The sequence below is a fragment of the Methanothermobacter tenebrarum genome, from assembly GCF_003264935.1.
Lineage (GTDB): Archaea > Methanobacteriota > Methanobacteria > Methanobacteriales > DSM-23052 > Methanothermobacter_A > Methanothermobacter_A tenebrarum_A.
The window spans coordinates 61,188-81,627 of record NZ_QLOE01000006.1; the positions used below are offsets into that span (position 1 = coordinate 61,188).

The 20,440-nt window shown below is 38.5% G+C and carries 20 protein-coding genes; 9 read left to right on the plus strand and 11 right to left on the minus strand.

Annotation, left to right across the window (positions count from 1 at the left end):
* The first annotated feature begins 130 nt into the window (after positions 1-130).
* Entirely contained in the window at positions 131-961 is an 831-nt protein-coding gene (locus DPC56_RS05670; protein WP_112094104.1) for a F420-dependent methylenetetrahydromethanopterin dehydrogenase, read from the plus strand.
* A gap of 38 nt (positions 962-999) precedes the next feature.
* Positions 1,000-2,382, plus strand: coding sequence for an NAD(P)/FAD-dependent oxidoreductase (locus DPC56_RS05675; RefSeq protein ID WP_112094105.1), 1,383 nt, complete (start codon positions 1,000-1,002; stop codon positions 2,380-2,382).
* 573 nt (positions 2,383-2,955) lie between these two features.
* Here DPC56_RS05675 and hisB read toward each other — a convergent pair.
* The 7 genes from hisB to DPC56_RS05715 form a co-directional block, all read right to left on the minus strand.
* Positions 2,956-3,534, minus strand: a complete 579-nt coding sequence (hisB, locus tag DPC56_RS05685; RefSeq protein WP_112094151.1) for an imidazoleglycerol-phosphate dehydratase HisB — start codon at positions 3,532-3,534, stop codon at positions 2,956-2,958.
* Entirely contained in the window at positions 3,497-3,730 is a 234-nt protein-coding gene (locus DPC56_RS05690) for a 4Fe-4S dicluster domain-containing protein (protein ID WP_112094107.1), read from the minus strand. Before DPC56_RS05690 ends, hisB begins: the two co-directional genes overlap by 38 nt.
* Positions 3,731-3,741: 11 nt before the next feature.
* Complete coding sequence (locus DPC56_RS05695) at positions 3,742-4,422, minus strand: TOBE domain-containing protein (protein WP_112094108.1); 681 nt, start codon at positions 4,420-4,422, stop codon at positions 3,742-3,744.
* 13 nt (positions 4,423-4,435) lie between these two features.
* The gene (locus DPC56_RS05700; protein WP_112094109.1) at positions 4,436-5,998 is read right to left on the minus strand and encodes a flippase; all 1,563 of its coding nucleotides are present in this window, start codon (positions 5,996-5,998) and stop codon (positions 4,436-4,438) included.
* 50 nt (positions 5,999-6,048) lie between these two features.
* Positions 6,049-6,630 (minus strand): flavodoxin family protein, encoded by a 582-nt coding sequence (locus DPC56_RS05705; protein WP_112094110.1) that lies wholly within the window; start codon positions 6,628-6,630, stop codon positions 6,049-6,051.
* A 181-nt stretch (positions 6,631-6,811) separates the two neighbouring features.
* Positions 6,812-8,005, minus strand: coding sequence for a bifunctional 5,6,7,8-tetrahydromethanopterin hydro-lyase/3-hexulose-6-phosphate synthase (locus tag DPC56_RS05710; protein WP_112094111.1), 1,194 nt, complete (start codon positions 8,003-8,005; stop codon positions 6,812-6,814).
* A gap of 228 nt (positions 8,006-8,233) precedes the next feature.
* Positions 8,234-9,535, minus strand: a complete 1,302-nt coding sequence (locus DPC56_RS05715; protein WP_112094112.1) for a TrpB-like pyridoxal phosphate-dependent enzyme — start codon at positions 9,533-9,535, stop codon at positions 8,234-8,236.
* A 121-nt stretch (positions 9,536-9,656) separates the two neighbouring features.
* Here DPC56_RS05715 and DPC56_RS05720 point away from each other — a divergent pair, with 121 nt between their 5' ends.
* The 6 genes from DPC56_RS05720 (at position 9,657) to albA (ending at position 15,698) form a co-directional block, all read left to right on the plus strand.
* A complete protein-coding gene (locus tag DPC56_RS05720; RefSeq protein ID WP_112094113.1) occupies positions 9,657-10,685 on the plus strand; it encodes a DUF1786 domain-containing protein in 1,029 nt (342 codons plus the stop codon).
* A complete protein-coding gene (locus tag DPC56_RS05725; RefSeq protein ID WP_112094114.1) occupies positions 10,682-11,329 on the plus strand; it encodes a CehA/McbA family metallohydrolase in 648 nt (215 codons plus the stop codon). The genes DPC56_RS05720 and DPC56_RS05725 overlap by 4 nt, the downstream gene beginning before the upstream one ends.
* 2 nt (positions 11,330-11,331) lie before the next feature.
* Positions 11,332-12,138, plus strand: a complete 807-nt coding sequence (locus DPC56_RS05730; protein ID WP_112094115.1) for a DUF63 family protein — start codon at positions 11,332-11,334, stop codon at positions 12,136-12,138.
* Between the two features lie 101 nt (positions 12,139-12,239).
* The gene (locus tag DPC56_RS05735; RefSeq protein WP_112094116.1) at positions 12,240-13,775 is read left to right on the plus strand and encodes a 2-isopropylmalate synthase; all 1,536 of its coding nucleotides are present in this window, start codon (positions 12,240-12,242) and stop codon (positions 13,773-13,775) included.
* Between the two features lie 13 nt (positions 13,776-13,788).
* Positions 13,789-14,985, plus strand: coding sequence for a nitrogenase component 1 (locus tag DPC56_RS05740; protein WP_112094117.1), 1,197 nt, complete (start codon positions 13,789-13,791; stop codon positions 14,983-14,985).
* A gap of 440 nt (positions 14,986-15,425) precedes the next feature.
* Positions 15,426-15,698: a DNA-binding protein Alba gene (gene albA, locus DPC56_RS05745; protein ID WP_112094118.1), complete on the plus strand. Its 273-nt coding sequence runs from the start codon at positions 15,426-15,428 to the stop codon at positions 15,696-15,698.
* A gap of 99 nt (positions 15,699-15,797) precedes the next feature.
* Here the strand turns inward: albA and DPC56_RS05750 are convergent, their stop codons facing one another.
* From DPC56_RS05750 to DPC56_RS05765, 4 genes are read right to left on the minus strand one after another with little or no spacing between them, the layout of a single operon-like run.
* Positions 15,798-17,003, minus strand: coding sequence for a beta-alanine-activating enzyme beta-propeller domain-containing protein (locus DPC56_RS05750; protein ID WP_112094119.1), 1,206 nt, complete (start codon positions 17,001-17,003; stop codon positions 15,798-15,800).
* Between the two features lie 9 nt (positions 17,004-17,012).
* Positions 17,013-18,173 (minus strand): ABC transporter permease, encoded by a 1,161-nt coding sequence (locus tag DPC56_RS05755; RefSeq protein WP_112094120.1) that lies wholly within the window; start codon positions 18,171-18,173, stop codon positions 17,013-17,015.
* Position 18,174: 1 nt separating this feature from the next.
* The gene (locus tag DPC56_RS05760) at positions 18,175-19,194 is read right to left on the minus strand and encodes an ATP-binding cassette domain-containing protein (protein ID WP_112094121.1); all 1,020 of its coding nucleotides are present in this window, start codon (positions 19,192-19,194) and stop codon (positions 18,175-18,177) included.
* 4 nt (positions 19,195-19,198) lie between these two features.
* Positions 19,199-19,576 carry a PadR family transcriptional regulator gene (locus DPC56_RS05765; protein WP_112094122.1) on the minus strand — a complete coding sequence of 126 codons (378 nt, stop codon included), beginning with the start codon at positions 19,574-19,576 and terminating at the stop codon, positions 19,199-19,201.
* Between the two features lie 101 nt (positions 19,577-19,677).
* Here DPC56_RS05765 and DPC56_RS05770 point away from each other — a divergent pair, with 101 nt between their 5' ends.
* Positions 19,678-20,433, plus strand: coding sequence for a sugar phosphate isomerase/epimerase family protein (locus DPC56_RS05770; protein ID WP_112094123.1), 756 nt, complete (start codon positions 19,678-19,680; stop codon positions 20,431-20,433).
* Positions 20,434-20,440: the final 7 nt, after the last annotated feature.

The following is a 20,440-nucleotide window of genomic DNA, read 5'->3' on the forward strand; positions in this document are numbered from 1 at the left end:
TGGGGCTTTAAAGGCAGAAAAAAATATTCACAATCACCTCTTTCATCTTACTGGTATAAAAATTTAACTATAAATGTTAGATGAAAAAATACTTAATAAATACCGGAATAATAAAATGTGGTGATATAAAATGGTTGCGAAGATCGGTGTACTAAAATGTGGAAACCTTGGGACATCCCCAGTGATAGACCTAGTACTTGATGAAAGAGCTGACAGACCAAATGTCGAGATCCGTGTAATGGGATCTGGAACAAAAATGAACCCTGATGATATAGAATTTGTAGTCCCCAAAATGCTCGAACTAGACAGAGACTTTGTCATATTCATAAGCCCAAACCCAGGAGCACCAGGACCTGCAAGAGCAAGAGAACTACTCTCCGAAGCTGACGTACCCGCAATGATAGTGGGAGATGCTCCAGGACTTCGCGTGAAAGACGAAATCGAAGAACAAGGCCTCGGTTACATTATAGTTAAAGCAGACTCCATGATAGGTGCAAGGAGAGAATTCCTAGACCCAACCGAGATGGCAGCATTCAACGCAGACTTAATGAAAGTACTTGCATTAACAGGCGCATACAGAGTAGTCCACAACACAATCGACGCCATGATAGCTGATGTAGAAGCTGGAAAAGAAATTGAACTACCACAACTTGTAATTACAAGAGATGTAGCAGTTGAAGCCGCAGACTTCAAGAACCCATATGCAAAGGCAAAAGCCATGGCAGCATATGAGATAGCATCAAAAGTCGCTGACATCGACGTTGAAGGATGCTTCATGGTACAAGACCCAGAAAAATACATACCAATAGTAGCATCAGCACACGAAATGATGTCAACAGCCGCAAGACTAGCAGAAGAAGCAAGAGAAATAGAAAAATCCAATGACACCGTCAAGAGAACACCACACGGAAAAGAAGGAGAAACACTATCCAAGGAAAAACTACTCGAGAAACCTTCATAAAATCTATTTTTTTATTTTCCTCTTTTTTTGGTGTTTTCGTGTTTGATGTAATAATAGTTGGGGCCGGTCCTGGAGGTCTCATCGCCGCAGACAAACTAGCAGATCATTTAAAGGTTTTAGTGGTTGATAAAGGAAGGGACATGGATAAACGGTATTGTCCGGCCCTAAAAGATGGTATATGTAGAAGATGTTCACCTTGTAACATAATGTGCGGCCTCGGAGGAGCTGGCGGATTATCAGATGGAAAACTAAACCTAAGACCAGATATCGGAGGCGACCTAGAGGAATTTGTAGATACAAAAAAGGCATGGAAGCTTGTAGAAGAAGTTGACAGTTTCTTCCTCAAACATGGAGCCCCAGAGGAATTATATTCGCCCAAAGAAAAAGAAGTGGAAAAAATTTTGAAAAAATCAGCAGCAGCAGGTATAAATTTTATTCCCATCATTCAAAGGCATATAGGATCCGATAAGACGCCCATGGTCATAAAATCCATAAAAGAAGACCTTGAAAAAAGGGGCGTGGAATTTCTCCTAGAAACAAAGGCATTAGATATCATAACAAAAAATGGAAAAATAGAGGGGCTCAAAATCGAAGATAAGAATGGGAAGGAGAATATCATAAAATGTAGGTTTTTGATCCTTGCACCTGGAAGATCTGGTTCCATGTGGCTTGCGGAGCAAATGAAAAAACTTTCAATCCCTATAAAATACAATCCAGTGGATATAGGAGTAAGAGTTGAAGTCCCAAATATCATAATGGAGGATATCACAAAGATAAACTGGGATCCAAAATTCCATATTATAACAAAAAGCTACGACGACTTTGTAAGAACTTTCTGCGTCTGCAACAAAGGTTTCGTGGTCGAGGAAGCCTATGACGATTTCAAAGGGGTTAATGGGCATTCGATGCGCACAAAAGCATCTGAAAACACCAATTTTGCTTTTTTAGTCAAAGTTGAGCTTACAGAGCCGGTTGAAAACACGTCTGCGTACGCCCTTTCAATCGCAAAAATTTCTAACACACTCGGCGGAGGCAAACCAATAATACAAAGACTAGGAGATCTTAGAAAGGGGAGAAGATCCACTTGGAGGAGATTAAAAAGGAGTCCCGTGAAGCCAACATTAAAGGATGTAACACCAGGAGACATTGCACTTGTCCTACCCTACAGGATAGTCCTTGATATAATAGAAGGCCTAGAAGCACTTGATAAAGTCATACCAGGAGTGGCCTCAGATTCCACGCTTTTATATGCTCCTGAAATAAAACTTTATGCAATGAGAATAAAAGTGGACAAGCATATGAGAACCCCAATTAGCGGATTATATGCTGTGGGAGATGGTGCAGGAGTTTCAAGGGGTATTGTAGGCGCTGCCGCAACGGCACTTATAGCCGCCGAACATATAAAATCTTTAAAGTCTTAAAAAGTTAAATTATATCCCAGATCAGCGTCAACAAAATCTTTTTAAAAATTGAGAGGAAAACTATCATCAAAATGTCAAAGTAGAATTTAATCCTTCTAAAGATCATAGAAAATCGTGGGAGAAAGACTAAGCACCACTTTACAGCAGTTCCAATTGCCGTTACAATACCTCGATCCCTTTAAAACCAGTTTGGAGGGACATCCCAATTTAACATTCATAACACCAATGATCCCAATTGCCTTCGCCTCATTAAACATCTTATCTAAAACTATTTTCTTTAAAACTTCCATGCTGATACTATTATCGCTTTTTAACCACCTTCACATTACGATACCCTAATTTCTTAATCTTTTATCCTTTATTTCAAGCGTGACTATAAGCGTCCAATCTCCTACAATCTCTTATTTTATAATCTTATTGCAAGATTAACTAACGAGAAAGTTCTAAAAGAATACTTCATTTTTTCTAATCTTTGACGATTAATTTAAAGGAGAAGCTGTCAATGTTTGGAGCCTTTATTATCCCGTCTTATCTGTAAGGTGCACTTAATGATACAATCATAATCTGTTAAAATTATAAGTCACCTTTTGTACTTGGTATTTTTTGATGTTCGATTTTCACAGCACTTCTTAGCGCGATTGCAAGTGCCTTGAAAAGAGCTTCTATCTTGTGGTGGTCATTTTTTCCATTGACCTTTGCATGTATGTTAATTTCAGCATTTTTTGCGAATGATTCCATGAAATGTGGAATGTTTTCTGTTGAAATATCACCAACTTTGTCTCTCTTAAATTCCATGTCAAGGACTGAATATGCCCTTCCTCCAAGGTCCACTGCCACCATTGCGAGTGATTCATCCATCGGTACTATTGCATGGGCCATTCTCTTTATACCCTTTTTATCTGATAGGGCTTTTTTGAAGGCTTTGCCCAATGTTATGCTAACATCTTCGATGGTGTGGTGATCATCGACTTCTAAGTCCCCCTTTACTTTTATTTCAAGATCGAATAGTCCGTGCATGGTGAAAGATTCTAGCATATGGTCGAGGAATTTGAGTCCTGTGTCAATGATATAATTTCCTTCACCATCTAAATTTATGTCCACTTTAACCTCGGTTTCATGGGTTTTCCTCGATTTTTGGGCTTTTCTCATAATTATCATCCCTTATTATTCTTATAGCCTCTTCGGGGCATCTGCTTGCGCAGATAATGCAAAGATGGCAATATTCGAGATTGGATGGGATCGCTATTTTCTTTTTCCGATCTATCGTCCATATTTTACCGCCCTTGGGGCATGATTCCTTACATTCCCCGCAACCTGTACATTTTTCATGATCTATGATTATCTTCATATAATTGCCTTTTACGGTTTTATGACTTCTATGGCTGTTGCCTTAAATCCTGCGAAGATTTCCTTGCCAATTTCTAGTTTCATAGCATCCCGCGCCTCTCTTGTTATATAACTTGTTAACTCTATATTATCCATTTTTAATTTGACCTTCAGGATATTATTTCCAGTTTTGATGGATTTAATCTCAGTTTTTAGGAGGTTTCTTGCGCTTATTTTATATTTTTTGTCCATGAGTAATATGTCTTCTGGGTGTATTAATAGGATTACAGTTTCACCTTTTTCGAATTTTTCTTTTAATGGGGCTTTTATAATGTTTCTCCCCACTTTGATTTCTATAATTTTATCGTCTAGATTTATATCCTTGATGATCCCTTTAAGTTCGTTAAATGTGCTTTGTTTTCTAAGTAAGGCTAGCATTTTAAGGTATTCCTGTATTATATTTTTACCTGTTTTTGTGAGTTGACTGCTTCCCCCTCCACCAGCTCCACCCCTTCTTGTTGAAACAATTTTTTCTCCAAGTGTATTTTCCATCCTTTTTATATATAGGAGCGCTGTCCTGTAGGGGATCCCCGATTTTTCAGAGGCCTTTCTTATCGAATTATATTCATTTATCGATTGGAGTAATCTAAACCTTTTATTATCGAGCCAGATGTTTTTTCCTTTTATTTTTAATTTGTAGTTTTCTTTTGACATGTTATCCTTGCGATTATCTGGGAGTGTATTTATCGATAAGGTCGATTAATTTGTTGATCGGCCTCTTTAAAGGCCCCATTTTTGAACTGAAACGTTTCATCAGACGTATATCCCTTTTTTCGAAACCTTTCACGATTAATAATGCCACTACATATATTGGGGATGATATTATAAGCGCGATTATAAGTCCTGTTATTGTATTAGGTATCATGATGAGCGGAATGGCTGTTATAATGGATGCTAGTGTTATCCTCCAAAATGCGGAGTATGGTAGTCTCACATTGGTGATTTGGAACGTTTTCCATAACGACAGTAACATTATAATGAATGTTGCTATGGTTGTTGCAAGAGCACCCCCTTCAATGCCGTAAACTGGCACCATGACAATGTTAAGTATTAGATTTATAGGGGTACCTATCAATAATATGTACATTGGAAGACGAGGGTAGCCTATTCCTTGGGTGATACTTGCAGATACTGCGAAGAGTGTGTAGAATGTCATGCCAATTACAAGTATTGTAAGTGCACCGGCACCATAAATGAAAGCACTCCCAAAGAGGAGTTCGAGTATAGGTTTTGAAAATATTGCGATACCTACACATAATGGTAGAACAAATAACATAACAAGTCTATAAGATTGTACGACATAAATTTCAAGCAAACTCTTGTCTTTAAGCGCCGAAGCTTCTGAAGCAGCTGGTAAAACAGCTGTAGCAACTGAAAGGGAGATTATGAGAGGTAATCTTGCGATTGGATCTGCGGCGGTATAATAACCAACCGCTTTGGTTGCTAGGAATATACCTATGGCAAAAACGCTTATATCATAGATGGCCATTTCAGATAAGGCTGTTATAATTACTGGGATGGAAAAACTTAAAAGGACTTTCATTAATCCTAGCTCTTCTCGAAAGTTTAATTTGTTTTCAGGTTCAACTGGGGGCAGATAATCTTTAAGTAACTTTTTATAGATTATAAGTGCAGAAACGGCAGATGCTATAAAACCGAAACCTGTACCTATAACAGCCCCAGCCGCATAAAAGCCAATCATTACAAATAAGACTGCAAATATTATCATGAATATTTGTTCAATAGCCCGTGTCACAACAACATATTCCATTTTATAAATGCCTTGGAAGGCGCCCCTAAATGCACCTACAATAACACTGAATGGTGTGATAAGTGAAACAGCCTGTATAGGATAAAGTGAAAGGGGTTTATGGAAAACATCATTTGCAAGCCAAGGTGCCAAGAAGAATATTATAATAGAAAAACTGAGACCAAGGATGATCATCAGCTTCAGAGAAGTGTGGAGGACTTGTGTTGCCATCTGATCCTCGTTAAGTGCCTTGTGTTGTGCGATATATTTTGCGATGGCTGGTGGCAGACCGCCAGCTGAAAGTATTTGGAATATTCCTTGTAGGGGGAATGTTAAGCCGAGAAGACCATAACCTTCGGGTCCGAGTAATCTAGTCATGAATACTCGGTATATATATCCTCCAACCCTGAAAAGGAGGCTGCTGATCATTATAAGGAAGCTACCCTTCACTAGTTTTGATGTGCTATTTGTCCGGCTCATTAAATCACCCGAGAAAAAATAAAGGATCCTTGGCCTTTATAAAATATTATTCACCCTTTTTCCAAGAATCTCATGAACATTTTAAGGGTTTTATGGAGGCTTCTGAATCCTTCTTTGTCTTTTTTAACCCCCTCTAATGTGTCTTTTGACCAGAAACATGCGCCAAGGTTTGCCCCGAAGGATCCTCCGCTTACTGGTATCACGCCATTGGCTATATAGAAGGTGTGTATTTGTTGGATTGCAAGTTCTTGTCCTCCGGATCTGTCACCGCCCACGGCAATTGCCATCCCGATTTTCCCACGTAGAATATCATAATCTTTCATGTTGAGTGCTCGGCATCTGTCTATTATAATTTTTGTCTGAGCGCTTAGCCCACCATTGTAAACTGGTGTCGCCATTAATATGCCTTTTGCCCTTGGAAGAAGATCATAAAGGGTGTACATATCATCTTTGTTTATGCACTCTTTTTTCTTTAGGCAATAATCGCAATGTTTACAAGGGTTCAGGTCTTTTCCTCTGACAGTGAAAAATTCTGTTTCATATCCTTCATCTTCTAGTGTGTTAAGCGCCTTTTTCAGCACGTATTCTGTGGCTTGTTTGCGGGGGCTTCCACATATGCCGATTATATCCATTATTTCACCTGGACTCAAATCGTTTTATAAAACAGCCATATTCTTTTAATATTTTTAATAGTTTCGGTATGTTGGATAATTATTTTTTGTTATTTGGGGGGTGCCTTTAAATCCACTGATAACTTATAAATTATAACTTTTAACTTATAAGTTAAAATCCTTAGATGATAATAAAAAATGTTTAAATTGGTTCGTCTTCCTCATGTGGTAATCTCATTGTGTCAGGGTCCGGTGGTAATTCCTTTAAGAAATCTTCTGCTGCTCTTCTTGGATCTTTAGATCCAGTTATATATCTTCCAACAACTATTATGTCAGCACCGCTTTCAAGGGCTCTTCTAGTCTTGGATGGTGTTATCCCACCAGCCACAGCTACTAATCCTCTTTCACCTATGATCTTCTTTATCTCCGGGATGTTGCCCCATTCTGAAACTTCTGCTGCTCCAACATCAATATTCTTATGTAAAAGTACAATTTCAGGTTTGTATCTAAGTTCTTCAAGTTTTTCTGGGACATTTTCAACATTCATCATATCAAGAATAGAATATACACCCTGTTTTCGCGCTTCATGGACAGCTTTCTCAATTGTTGCTTTTGTTGCAAGTCCTGATATGGCAACTGCATCTGCTGTTTCATCAGCCGCCATCTTAACTTCCATTCTACCCACATCTAAAGTTTTAAGATCTGCTATTATAAATGCATCCTTTCTCAATTCTCTTATCTTGTTCACAATCCCCACACCAAATTTTTTGACAAGTGGCGTGCCCGCCTCGAGCAATATCCTTTCACGTGGTGGTAGAACATCCACTACCCTTTCCATTTCTCCAATACTTTCAAGATCTAAAGCAACCTGTAAATATGGCGGATTCCATAATCTTATAGGCTTGAAACCCATGACTGGATGCACACCCCTATCTTTTTCAGAAAGGATCTTTTCAATTGATGGATATCCTTCCATGGCCCTTCTTATTGCCAGTTTTGTCGCCCCATAATTATAATGGTAGATCTTCTGGTAATCTTCCGCCTCAGGATGGATGAAAACACTCACAATTATGACCAAGTCTTCGACCTTCTCCTTTGGTATTATCCCCTCTTCGACGGCATCTGCAACAGCTCTTGCAACAGCTGTCTGGGCAGGCCCGAATACTTTATTGGCATCTTCCAAACATCCAATGGTCACCTTTGGTATCATTAATGTTGCAGGTTTTGTCATTAGATTGGGTCTTATAACAGAAAGCAAGGGCGTGTGGCCGATTGAAATATTTGTAAGTCCAGTTGCGAAGGCCGAGCCTACAATACCTTCCTTATCTCCTATTATAAGATCTATATGGGCGACTTCGTTGCCTTTTCCTATAAGCGCTTCACCAATTCTATACATTCGAATCCTCCAAGATTTGTTAATTTATATATGATTTTTTCATTTGTGATATTATTTTTGCTTGGTGTGGAGACTTCATATAATTTTCAGATTCAAGGGTTAGTATGCTAAACAATGAATATATCAGTGAATATCTTATCCTTGATTTAATATTTTGGTAAATAAAATATAAAAAGTAGTTTAATTGGGGGAATATTAAGTGCGGTTTTTTTGAAAAATTTAAAGTGGTTATTTGTTGTTTTCTGGTAGGGTGCCCGTAAGGTAGTCTTCGTATCCTTGGAGGTCTAATAATCCGTGCCCTGAAAAGTTGATTATTATTGTTTTTTCTTCGCCAGTTTTTTTACACTTTTTGGCTTCGTCAATTGCTACTTTTATCGCGTGGCATGTTTCTGGCGCTGGTATGACGCCCTCTGCTTTTGCGAATGTCACACCACTTTCAAATACTGATTTTTGGCTAACGGCTCGTGCTTTCACTATGTTTTCCTTTACTAGTAGTGCAATTTGTGGTGCCATTCCATGGTATCGTAGGCCGCCGGCGTGTACTGAGGGGGGTATAAAGTCATGTCCTAGTGTGTACATTTTAAGTAGTGGTGTCATTCCTGCTGTGTCACCGTAATCGTATCGGTACTCTCCTTGGGTGAGTGTTGGACAAGCTATGGGTTCTGCTGCTATGAATTCACAGTCGAGCTTTCCATCTATTTTATCTTTTACAAAAGGTAGTACCGTCCCGCCGAAATTACTTCCTCCACCCACACATCCAATTATGATGTCTGGTGTTTCTTCTGCGATTTCAAGTTGTTTTTTTAGTTCAAGTCCTATGACAGTCTGGTGTAATAATACATGGTTTAGTACACTTCCGAGTGAGTAGTATGCTTTTTCATTTTGTAGCGCTTCTTCTATGGCCTCAGATATTGCTATACCAAGGGATCCTGGGTGTTCTGGGTTTTCTTTCAATATCTTACGTCCGAATTCTGTGTCTGTGCTTGGTGATGGTACAATTTCAGCTCCATAAATTTGCATTATGGTTTTTCTGTAGGGTTTTTGGTTGTATGATACTCTTACCATGTATACTTTGCATTCTAGGCCCATTAGTGAACATGCGAGTGATAATGCACTCCCCCATTGTCCTGCTCCTGTTTCTGTTGTAAGTCTTTCTGCGCCGTCTTTTTTCGCATAGTATGCTTGTGCTATTGCTGTGTTGAGCTTGTGGCTTCCTGTTGGTGAGTAATCTTCTCTTTTATAGTATATCTTGGCAGGTGTATCTAGCATTTCTTCGAGGCCCTTGGCCCTGAATAGTGGTGTTGGCCTTCCTATTCTCTTGTAAATTTTTCTAATTTCTTTTGGGATTTTTATCCACCTTTCCATGGACATTTCTTGTTCTAGTACACCGCTTGAGAACATTTGGGGTAATTTACTTATGTTGTCTTTTTCTTCGGGGTTTTTTGGTTGTGGTAATGGTGCTGGTAGGTCTGGGTTTATGTTATACCATTTTTTTGGTAATTCTTTTTCATTTAATATTATCTTGTTCATTTGATCACCTTTCATAGATTGGCATGATACCAAATTATCTATAAGGTACTATTTAAAGCTTTGTTGTACAATAATATACATTTAGTAGATTTTTTAACACATAACACCATAATAGTCTCCCATGAAAATACTTGCAATCGATGTAGGGGTAGGAACACAAGACATAATGTTATACAATTCAAAACATAATATCGAAAACTCAATCAAAATGGTACTACCATCCCCAACAAAAATCCTCGCCAACAAGATAAGAAAAACCAAACAAAACCTATTCCTAACAGGAAACACAATGGGTGGCGGGCCAATAACATTCGCAATCAAAGAACACCTACAAAAGGGATACAAAATAACAATGACACCAGAAGCGGCAAGGACAATAAAAGACAACCTCCAAAAAGTAAAAAATATAGGTATAAAAATATCAAAAGAAAACCCCCAAAACTGGAAAACTATCAAACTCGCAGACATCAACATAAAAGCACTAAAAGCAGCCCTATCAAACCTAAACATCAAACTAAAATTTGACCACCTCGCAATTGCAGTCCAAGACCACGGACACTCAGAAAAAATGGGAGACAGAGACTTCAGATTCCATAAAATAAAAGAAAAACTCAAAAAACCCACACCACCTGAAGAATTCGCATACCCAAATAAAATCCCTAAATACTTCACAAGGATGAACTCAATCAAAAAAAGCCTAAAAAAATACAATCCATTACTCATGGACTCAAAATTCGCAGCAATAACAGGCGCACTCCAAGACCAAAAAATTATAGAACATGAAAAACTTGTAGTACTAGATGTTGGCAACGGCCACACACTAGCAGCAACTATCAAAAACGGCAAAATCATGGGACTCATGGAACACCACACAAAAATGTTAAACCCTTATAAAATCGAAAAAATCATCAAAAAATTAGTAAACGGAACCCTCACACACTCCCAAATCCATGGAGATGGAGGCCATGGAGCACATATAGTCAATGCCATAGAAACATTCGAAAAGGTGGTAGTAACAGGACCACAACGCAGATTACTTGACAAGACAAATCTTCCAGTATATCATGCCACCCCCGCAGGGGATGTGATGATGACAGGACCAGTTGGCCTCATAAACAGTGTAATATACCATCGGGGAGAACATCCATGATACTTGACCCACATATCCATAGCATATATTCCGGTGATGCGAAGGGAACACCTAGACAGATAATCAAAAGGGCAAGATGGGTAGGCCTTGATGCGATAGCAATCGCAGACCATGATACTATGCAAGGGTCAAGGGTTGCTGAAAAAGAAGCAAAAAGTTTCAAAGACATCCTAGTAGTGCCTGCCATGGAAATAACCACATCTAAGGGCCATATTCTAGCTCTTGGGATCCAGGAGGAAATAAAGAAGGGTGTTACACCCCAAGAAGCTGTTGATAGGGTACATGAACAAGGTGCTGTTGTCATAGTCCCTCACCCCTTTGTAAGATACAGAGAAGGTCTCTTTGTGAATGTCCAAGATTTAAAGGTTGATGCTATAGAAACTTTGAACTCCCGTTACATTTTCGGTTATTCAAATTGGAGGGCTAGAAGACTCGCAAAGGAAAGAAACCTTCCAATGATAGGTTCAAGTGACGCCCATTTTACAGCGGCCATTGGAAGTTGCTTCACACAAATAGATTCCGAGCCAAATATAGATGACATACTCACAGCTATAATAAAAGGAAGAACCAAGCCCATGGGGAGTAGAACACCTCTACACCTCATATTAAAAGAAGTAATTAACAAAAAAATTAAAAGAATATAAAAATGTTAGCCTACAAAAACATTCTAGATCCTATTATAAAATTTTTACAAGAAAATTTTTTCTACCTCCATCCAGGTTATACCCTATTTAACACGATAGTATTTGGTCTAGTTCTCGGCCTAGTGGTATTAATCATAATAAGGATGTTTAGGTGGATTAAAAAAGATCCTAGGGAACTTTTTTTACCAATCATCCCTTTCATATTTTTAGGATCTGGGGCGAGAGCCTTGGTCGATAATGGTATTTATCCACTTACACTTTTTCTTGTCACACCAGGAATTTATATTATAGTAGGTTTAACAGCGATAGTAACCCTATTGGCATCTGTTAAACTCGAGGAAAAATTTGGATGGAATTATAAACATATAATATTCTTGACTGGGCTCATACTTTCAATCCCAAACATACTATACCTAAAACCATTTAATCTCATACCTTTCTTAAGTATATTAGCTATATGGGCGGCTTTCACAAGTATTTTCACGATCTTGGGGTTGCGATGGGATCTTCTGAATGATAAGGCCAATTTGTCTGTTTTATCAGCCCATTTATTTGATGCTTCCACAACCTTTGTTGCTGTTGATTTCTATGGTTACTGGGAACAGCATGTACTGCCAACCTTCCTTACGAACATTACCAACACAGCCTTTGTAATGTTCCCATTAAAAATATTAATAATATTAACTGTGCTATATCTTATTGAAGGTTTTGAAGATAAATACGTGAAAAACACTTTAAAAATTAGTATATTCATCCTGGGCCTAGCCCCTGGACTTAGAAATTTCCTAAGTTTATGCATGGCAACATAATCTATCAATTATAAGAGAGGAAAGTTTATAAACATGATAAGAAAATAATATAATCAATAATCCTCCCATATTATAATCCAGCTCCTTTTTGAGGAATTGCCATGTCCATAGAGGAAGTAAAGTACATAGAGGAAGTGAAAAATGAGATGAAACTCCCAGGAAAAGTTAGAATATTTGATACAACCCTAAGAGATGGTGAACAAACACCTGGAGTAGCCCTTACAGTAGATGAGAAAATTGGAATAGCCAAGAAATTAGACCAGCTGGGAGTTAACATAATAGAAGCCGGTTTTCCAGCCTCTTCTCCAGGTGAAAAAGATGCCGTGAAAAGTATCGCATCACTTTCACTAAACGCAAACATCTGTGGCTTGGCAAGAGTATTAAAAAAGGATCTTGACGAGGCACTAGCCTGTGACGTGGACTACATCCACACATTCATTGGCACATCACCCATCCATAGAAAATACAAACTCAAAATGGATAAGGAGGAAATCCTCCAAAAAGCAATATTCGCAGTTGAATACGCAAGAGACCATGGAGTCAAAGTAGAATTTTCAGCCGAAGACGCTACAAGAACAGAATTTGATTACCTGCTCAAAATCTACAAGGCTGTGGAAGATGCTGGAGCTCACATTATAAATGTCCCAGATACTGTGGGCGTCATGATACCACGCGCCATGGAACACCTTATAAGGAAACTAAATGAAAACCTCAAAGTACCATTAAGTGTACACTGCCACGACGATTTCGGACTAGCAGTTGCAAATTCACTTGCAGCAGTAGAAGCAGGTGCAACCCAAGTACATGTCACCGTTAATGGACTAGGAGAAAGAGCAGGCAACGCAGCCCTAGAAGAGGTTGTCATGGCCCTAATCATACACTATGGAATCCCAGTGGATATCGAGACAAAAAAGCTCGTTGACATTTCAGAATTCGTCTCGAAGATCACAGGAGTTAAAATGCCACCCAATAAAGCTATTATAGGTGAAAACGCATTCGCCCATGAAGCAGGAATCCACGTACATGGCGTGAAAGAAAAAGCCGAAACATACGAGCCGATCAAACCAGAAATGGTGGGACATAAAAGAAGGATAGTTCTGGGCAAACATACAGGTACAAAGGCCATAAAATCAAAGCTAGAAGAATATGGAATAGAAATGGGTGATGAACAGCTTCGAATACTCTACGAACAAGTGAAAGAGCTTGGCGATAAGGGTAAACGGGTGACAGACGCAGACCTTAAAGCAATGGCCATCACAATCCTAGGACGCGCACCTGAAGAAATAGTAAAACTAGAAGGTATAGCGGTGATGACAGGAGAAAGTGTGATGCCAACAGCAACAGTAAAGCTCAGAATCAAGGACAAGGTCAAAACAGCGGCAAAAACAGGAGTAGGACCAGTTGACGCGGCCATAAATGCTATCCACAGTCTGGTGAGTGAAACTGCCGATATAGAATTGGAAGAATATAATATAGAGGCCATAACAGGAGGCACGAACGCACTCGCAGAAGTTTTTGTGGTGATGAGTGACAAAGAAGGCAATAAAGCAACAGGAAGGTCAACAAGAGAAGATATTGTAATGGCTAGTGTAGAAGCAGTTCTCAACGCCATAAACAAAATACTCACCCTAAAATGACAGGTGGGCCCAGATGGAACCAATGTCCACATGCAAACTTTTTGGGGCTATAAGGGCTCTTATAGGCATAAAGAATACAATACCAGTCATACATGGTCCAAGAGGCTGTGCATATCACATAAGATATCTTCTAAGCGTGAGAAGCGGTTCAAAAATACGAATATGTTCCACTGAACTATCACAGGAAGATATAGTCTTCGGGGCGGAAAATAAACTGGAAGAAACAATCATAGCCGTGGACAGAACATACAAACCAGACTTAATCCCCATTTTAACATCCTGCTCAACAAGTATAATCGGAGAAGATATTCAAAAAGTTGCAAGGGAACTAAAAGATGAGATAAACGCTGATATCATAACTATAAGTGCAGGGGGTTTTGAATCGGATCAAAGTGGAGGATACGAGGAGGTACTAGAGACACTTATAAAGGATATCACAATTCCCAACCAAACCAATGAAAAGGCCGAGAAACCCTCAATAAACCTTATAGGCGTTTTCAGAGGAGGTCCTGACCTTTTAAAACTTAAAAAAACCCTCAAGAGGATGGGTGTAAATATAAACTGTGTGCTTACAAGCGGAAGCAAGTTAGAAGATATAAGAAACATCCCCTTGGCCCACTTAAATTATTCTTTTTGTGACATTTCAGGCATCATACCCTGCAAAATACTCAAAGAAGAATTTGAAATGCCATTCATTTATTATCCATTTCCCATGGGATTTTCAAATTCATTAAATTTTTTCAAAACACTCATAGACCATTTCAAATTAGATTACCCTCTCCAAAGGGAATATGATAAATTAAAACCATCTATTGATTATTTCCACCAAGAACTCAATGGTTACAAGGCCGCTATAATCGCAGGACCCACAAGAGCCATAGCTTTAACTTCCTTTGTCAGAGAACTTGGAATGACACCCATACTAATATCAATAGACTTGATCGGAGAATATACATTGAAAGAACTTCAATGGGCTATTGGAGATGCAAAACCGAAGATACTCATTGAACCAGAACTTAGAGAAATTGAAAAGTTTATAGAAAAAGAAAAACCCAACATAATATTAGGAGGCTTGGGAGAATCCTATTTTTCTTATAACTTTAAAATCCCAGTTTTAGATGTAATGCACGGAAAAGAATTAACATTGGGCTTCCAAGGAGCGCTCACCATTTCACAAAAAATACTTAATCTAATTAAAAGTAATTTTTAAACCAACTTAAGCGGCTAGCTTCCCAATTTACAATATAAGCAACTTTCTAATAGTCTTGACAAAAGAATATTATAAACAAAATTACCCCTTTGAGCTTGTGAAGAATTCTACATACCATAATGACTATCTTAGGTAAAGGCAAAGGAAATGTTTAAACACATTCCATACACACTCATTTTCGAAAACTTTAAAAACCTTTAATCATAATAACTAATGAATGTGACAGTTTCCGATATGTGGGGGAGAAGACAAGCCCCGAATGGAAACATCTTTCAAATGGGACTTGAGGAATGTGGGGGTATTTCACACCCCTGAAATCCAGCCAATGAAACATAGGAGGCTGGGAGGGTTATCCGTACATGTTCCAGAAGCAGCGGATAACCAGAAAAGAGAGTCCATGGACTGGAATGAGTTTAAGACATTCTATTGGAGGTTAAGTGATGTCAGAGGAAAATGTTGTATACATTGGAAACAAACCCGTCATGAACTATGTGTTGGCCGTTGTAACCCAAATGAACGGCGGAGCTGATGAGGTGATATTAAAAGCCCGAGGTAGAGCTATAAGCCGGGCTGTTGACGTCGCCGAGATTGTGAAAAACCGTTTCATACCGGACATTGAAGTTGCCAACATTGATATTTCCACAGAGGAAATCATTGGTAACGAAGGAACAGCTACGAACGTTTCAGCAATTGAAATCCAGTTAAGAAAATAGAAAATTTTGCAGTTTTTTAGGGAGTGTCGGGGATTATCCATCCCACTTTACATTTTTTTCAAATCCCCGACCATGTTCACCCTTAGAGGACTTTATAGACTATCTACTCAATATTCTTATACATATTATCACTCCAATTATGATTATGAATATCCCAATGGTGTAATATGCGAATATTGGGGTTGGACCTTCCCTTTTTTCATTATCAAGAGAATATAAGTAGCCGTTTTCCGATGCAAAGTATATTGTCTTCCCATAGACTACTGGGGAGGATCTTATTGGGGAATTAAACAGATAATAGCCGGGTGAATATTTCCATTCTTCTTTTCCACTATATTTATTCAAGACATATAGCGTGCCATCATCTGAACCGAAGGTCACATAATCGTCAAAAAGGGCTGCTGTAGATTTTATAGGACCTCCGGCTTGGTATGACCATTTTAATCGTCCATCCCTGGTGTCAAGGCATGTGAAGTTTCCATTATCAGCCCCTATAAATAGGCTGTTGTCTCTTTCATCTATGGTAGGAGATGAATACACTTTATTGCCGAGGTTGTATTTCCACTCCATCGTCCCATCAGTAGCATTAAAAGCATAAAGGTAGCCGTCATTTGATGCGACATAAATGGTCCCATTATAGAATGCAGGAGTTGAATAAATAGCGTCTCCTGTAGTGTAATTCCATATTTCTGTCCCTTTTTCTGTTCCGATCGCATATAATCTCCCATTTGTAGCTGCAACGTACAATGTGTCATTTACAAGTAAAGGTGAGGATTTTATAGAATCGCCAAGGTAGATATCCCATTTTTTTGAACCGGTTTCCATGTCTATGGCATAAACACGGCAATCGTCCGATCCAATATAGACAGTGTCATTTGAAACCGCTGGGGAAGATTCTATAGAATTGCCTGTTTTAAATTTCCATTTCAGTTTACCAGTTTCTATATCTATAGCATAAACGTGCCCGTCCTTTGAGCCTACAAATAAAGTGTTATTTTTCACCGCTGGTGAGGACACTATACTGGCTCCTGTTTTATAATCCCAAAGGATTATACCATCTTCAAGATTTATTGCATATATCTTACCATCTAAGGATCCTATATATGCTATCTTGTTGAATATCGCTAGTGAAGCATTAACTGGTCCTATCTTCGTTGTCCATGGGTGGGGGGCGAAATCACTAGGCTCCTCTAAGAAACCTGTATGTTCTGGGTTGCCATGGAACATGGGCCAGTCAACAGCGGACACAGGACCGAGAATAACACATGTTATTAGGAATCCTATGATTATTTTCTTGCTTTTCATGATATCACCTCATATGTCTCTATTAAATCTTATAACACCTAATGTGAAGAATATGAGAGTGAATATGATTAATATTATGATATCTGACCAAATTTCAGTGATACCAGCTCCTCTTAGTATTACAGCCCTTAAGGCATTATTCGCATAGGTTAATGGGAATACATATGCTAGTTTCTGGAAAAACCACGGCATGGTTTCTATTGGGTAGAAGACTCCTGATACGAACATCATTGGCAATTGGAATGGCATTATCATTTGCATGTAATCTTCTTGAGTTTCTGCCCGTGCAGAGATCATTATACCGAAGCCTACAAAACATAGGGCGGTTAATACGAGTAAAAGGAGAGTTAAGAGCATGCTTCCTTTTATTGTTACACCGAAAAGTACTATGGCGACTATGAGTAATATCAGAGCTCTTCCTGTTTCTGTTATTAATTTGGAGATGATTTTGCCGCCAACTACTGTCGCTATGCTTGTTGGTGTCATGAAAAGTCTTGCGAGTTCCCCTGTTTCCCTTTCACCAGCGATCGAGCGTCCCATACCACCCATACATGCGAACATTACTGTCATTGCTAGTATACCAGGGATTAGGAAATCCATATATTTCACATCCCCATATACTTTATCAACTTCAAAGTTAATGGCGTTAATGATGCTTTGAAGCGTTTTGGAACTCCCATTTTGTATTATGGGGCCTGTTTGGCTTTCTACTTGCATTTTCTGGACTCCGATTTCTCCTGAAATTCTTGCGAATAATGTTTGTGTTGCTGGTACAATTGCTTGAGTTGCGAGCTGATCCGATGAATCAACATATAAAACGACTGTTGGGGCCTGTCTACTTTCCAGGTTGTCATAATCAGGTGGTAGTATAATAGCGGCTTTAACCGTGCCTGAATTCACCATCTCCTTGGCTTGTTCAGGATCTGATGTCACTTCTTTGACATCATATAGGCTCATATTTTTTATAGCCGCGACTGTCTGGTTGGTTACTTGGCCATGGCTTTGTTCAACTATAACTATAGGAATATTTTCAAGGGATCCTCCCATCCCATAACCGAAGAAAACTATGGCAATTATTGGGAATAATATTATGGCTATTAAACGTGGTTTGTGCCTCCATAATTCCAAGAGGTCTTTTTTGATCATCCACATGATCTTTTTTGTTTCCATTTTATTTCACCTTCTCGGATGTTACTTTTATGAACACATCCTCTAAGCTTGGATCTTTTGTTGAAATGGACTTTATAATCCCGTCATTGTCTAGTATGGTTCTTATAACAGTATTAACACCATTTTCTGATCTTTCATCTATTTTTATCGTTATACGATTGCGATGATGCTTCTTAATTTTCATGACTATTGGCAGTTTCTCTATTTCCTCAATAATTTCATCTGTGAGGTTAACTATGAATACGCTTATTTCTCTACCTTCTCTTTCAACAATTTCGTCCTTTTCACTTTCTTCTTTTATCTTTTTTAATATTTTGGCCACTTTTGATTCCTTTTCTTTGATCACGGCATCTTTGAGTGCTTGGGGAGTGTCAAAAGCTGCTAGTACGCCTTGGTTTATTATGCCTACGTGGTCGCATAGTAGTTCTACTTCGTACATGTCGTGTGAGCAGAGTATTATAGTGTGTCCTTCGTCGTTTAATTCGCTTATAAGATCCCATAGTACTCTTTTGGTTGTTGGGTCTAATCCAATGGTTGGCTCATCCAAGAATAGGATTTCTGGTTGGTGTATTAGGCTGGCTACGAGGGAGACTTTTTGTTGTTGTCCTCCTGATAAGTGTCTTACGAGTTTATTTTCTGCGTATTTTATGTCGACCATTTCCATGAGTTCATTGATTCTTTCTTCTTTCAGTTCCGGTGGCATCCCATAAAAATCGGCGCATAATTCTATGTTTTCTCTTACTGTAAGATCCTTGTACAAGCTTACAAGTTGTGGTACCATTCCTATTTTCTGTCTTACATTGTCTGGTTCTTTTATTATGTCATATCCTGCGACTTTGGCCGTGCCACTTGTGGGTGGTATGAGACATGTGAGCATTTTTATCGTGGTTGTCTTACCGGCTCCGTTAGGGCCTAAGAATCCGAATATTGTCTTGTTTTTTATTTTCATGTTTAGGCTGTCGACTGCGGTGAAGTCTCCATACTTTTTAGTTAGATCGAATGTTTCTATGGCATATTTCATTTTTTCACCTTCTCTTTTGGGGTATGTCTTCCCAGAACTCTTCCCAAGTCCTCATAATGTGATTTCTAAGTATATGTTTGATTTTTTTGACTGTTTCTTCACCTTGGGGTGTTATCTTGTAATATTTAATCCTTCTTCCACCTTTTAACTCCCATTCTCCTTTTATAAGTCCTCTTTCTTCGAGATCGTGAAGTATTGGATAGATTATACTCGGACCCGGCGGTTTTATCTTATGGGACATGCCCTTTATCGAATAGAATTTGTGGAGTTTTTTCATTATCTCGTATCCGTGGGTTCTTTCCTTATTTATTAAGAGTAAGATCATCGTCTTACCGAATCCTCGCATGAAACTTTTTATTATGTGATTGTTGTGATCTTTCATGGTGGCCCCACACTCATTATATAAGTTTTGTGATATATCAAATTTTGATATATATAAGTTTTATCCATCACAAAAGGAAAAAATAAAAAGAGGGATCTAGCATGAAACTCGGCTTTTCTACACTGGCATTATTCATGAAATCACTTGAAGAAATGTTAAAAATAGCATCAAAAGACGGTTTCCAACTCATTGAAATACTCTGCGAAGGCCCATATTGGCCCAGAAGATTACTAGAAAATAAGTCATTCATAGAATCTCTAGAATCCTATGACGTTGAATTATTCCTACATGCACCCACAATTGACCTTAACCCTGCCAGCATAAACCAAGGTATCAGAGAGGAAACCAAAAAACAGACAATGGAAACAATAGAATTAGCCTATAATATTGGTGCAACCACCATAACAACACACCCAGGACTCATACATAGAAAAGAAGAGAGAATAAGGAACATGGCGCTTGAATTCGCGAAAGAAACGCTAAAGGATTGCTCCATTTATGCAGAAGATCTTGGAGTTAAACTTTCCATCGAAAACATGCCAGGCCGCTATTCCTACCTTTGCAACAATCCACGTGAACATGAAGAATTCATCAAAGCTTGTGAGTGCTCTGCTACGGTGGACATAGGACATGCCAATACAACTGGAGACCTTGAAAATTTCTTCAAAATTGAAAATATAGCATATTATCATATAAACGATAATAATGGTAAAAAGGATGAACATTTGCCAGTTGGTGAAGGCAACCTTAACCTAAAACTACTCAAAAACGTGAAAAAGGGTATAATAGAACTCAACAATTACGAGAATGTCCTGAAAAGCAAATCAAGGATAAAAAAGTTAATAGAAAAATTATAAGACTATC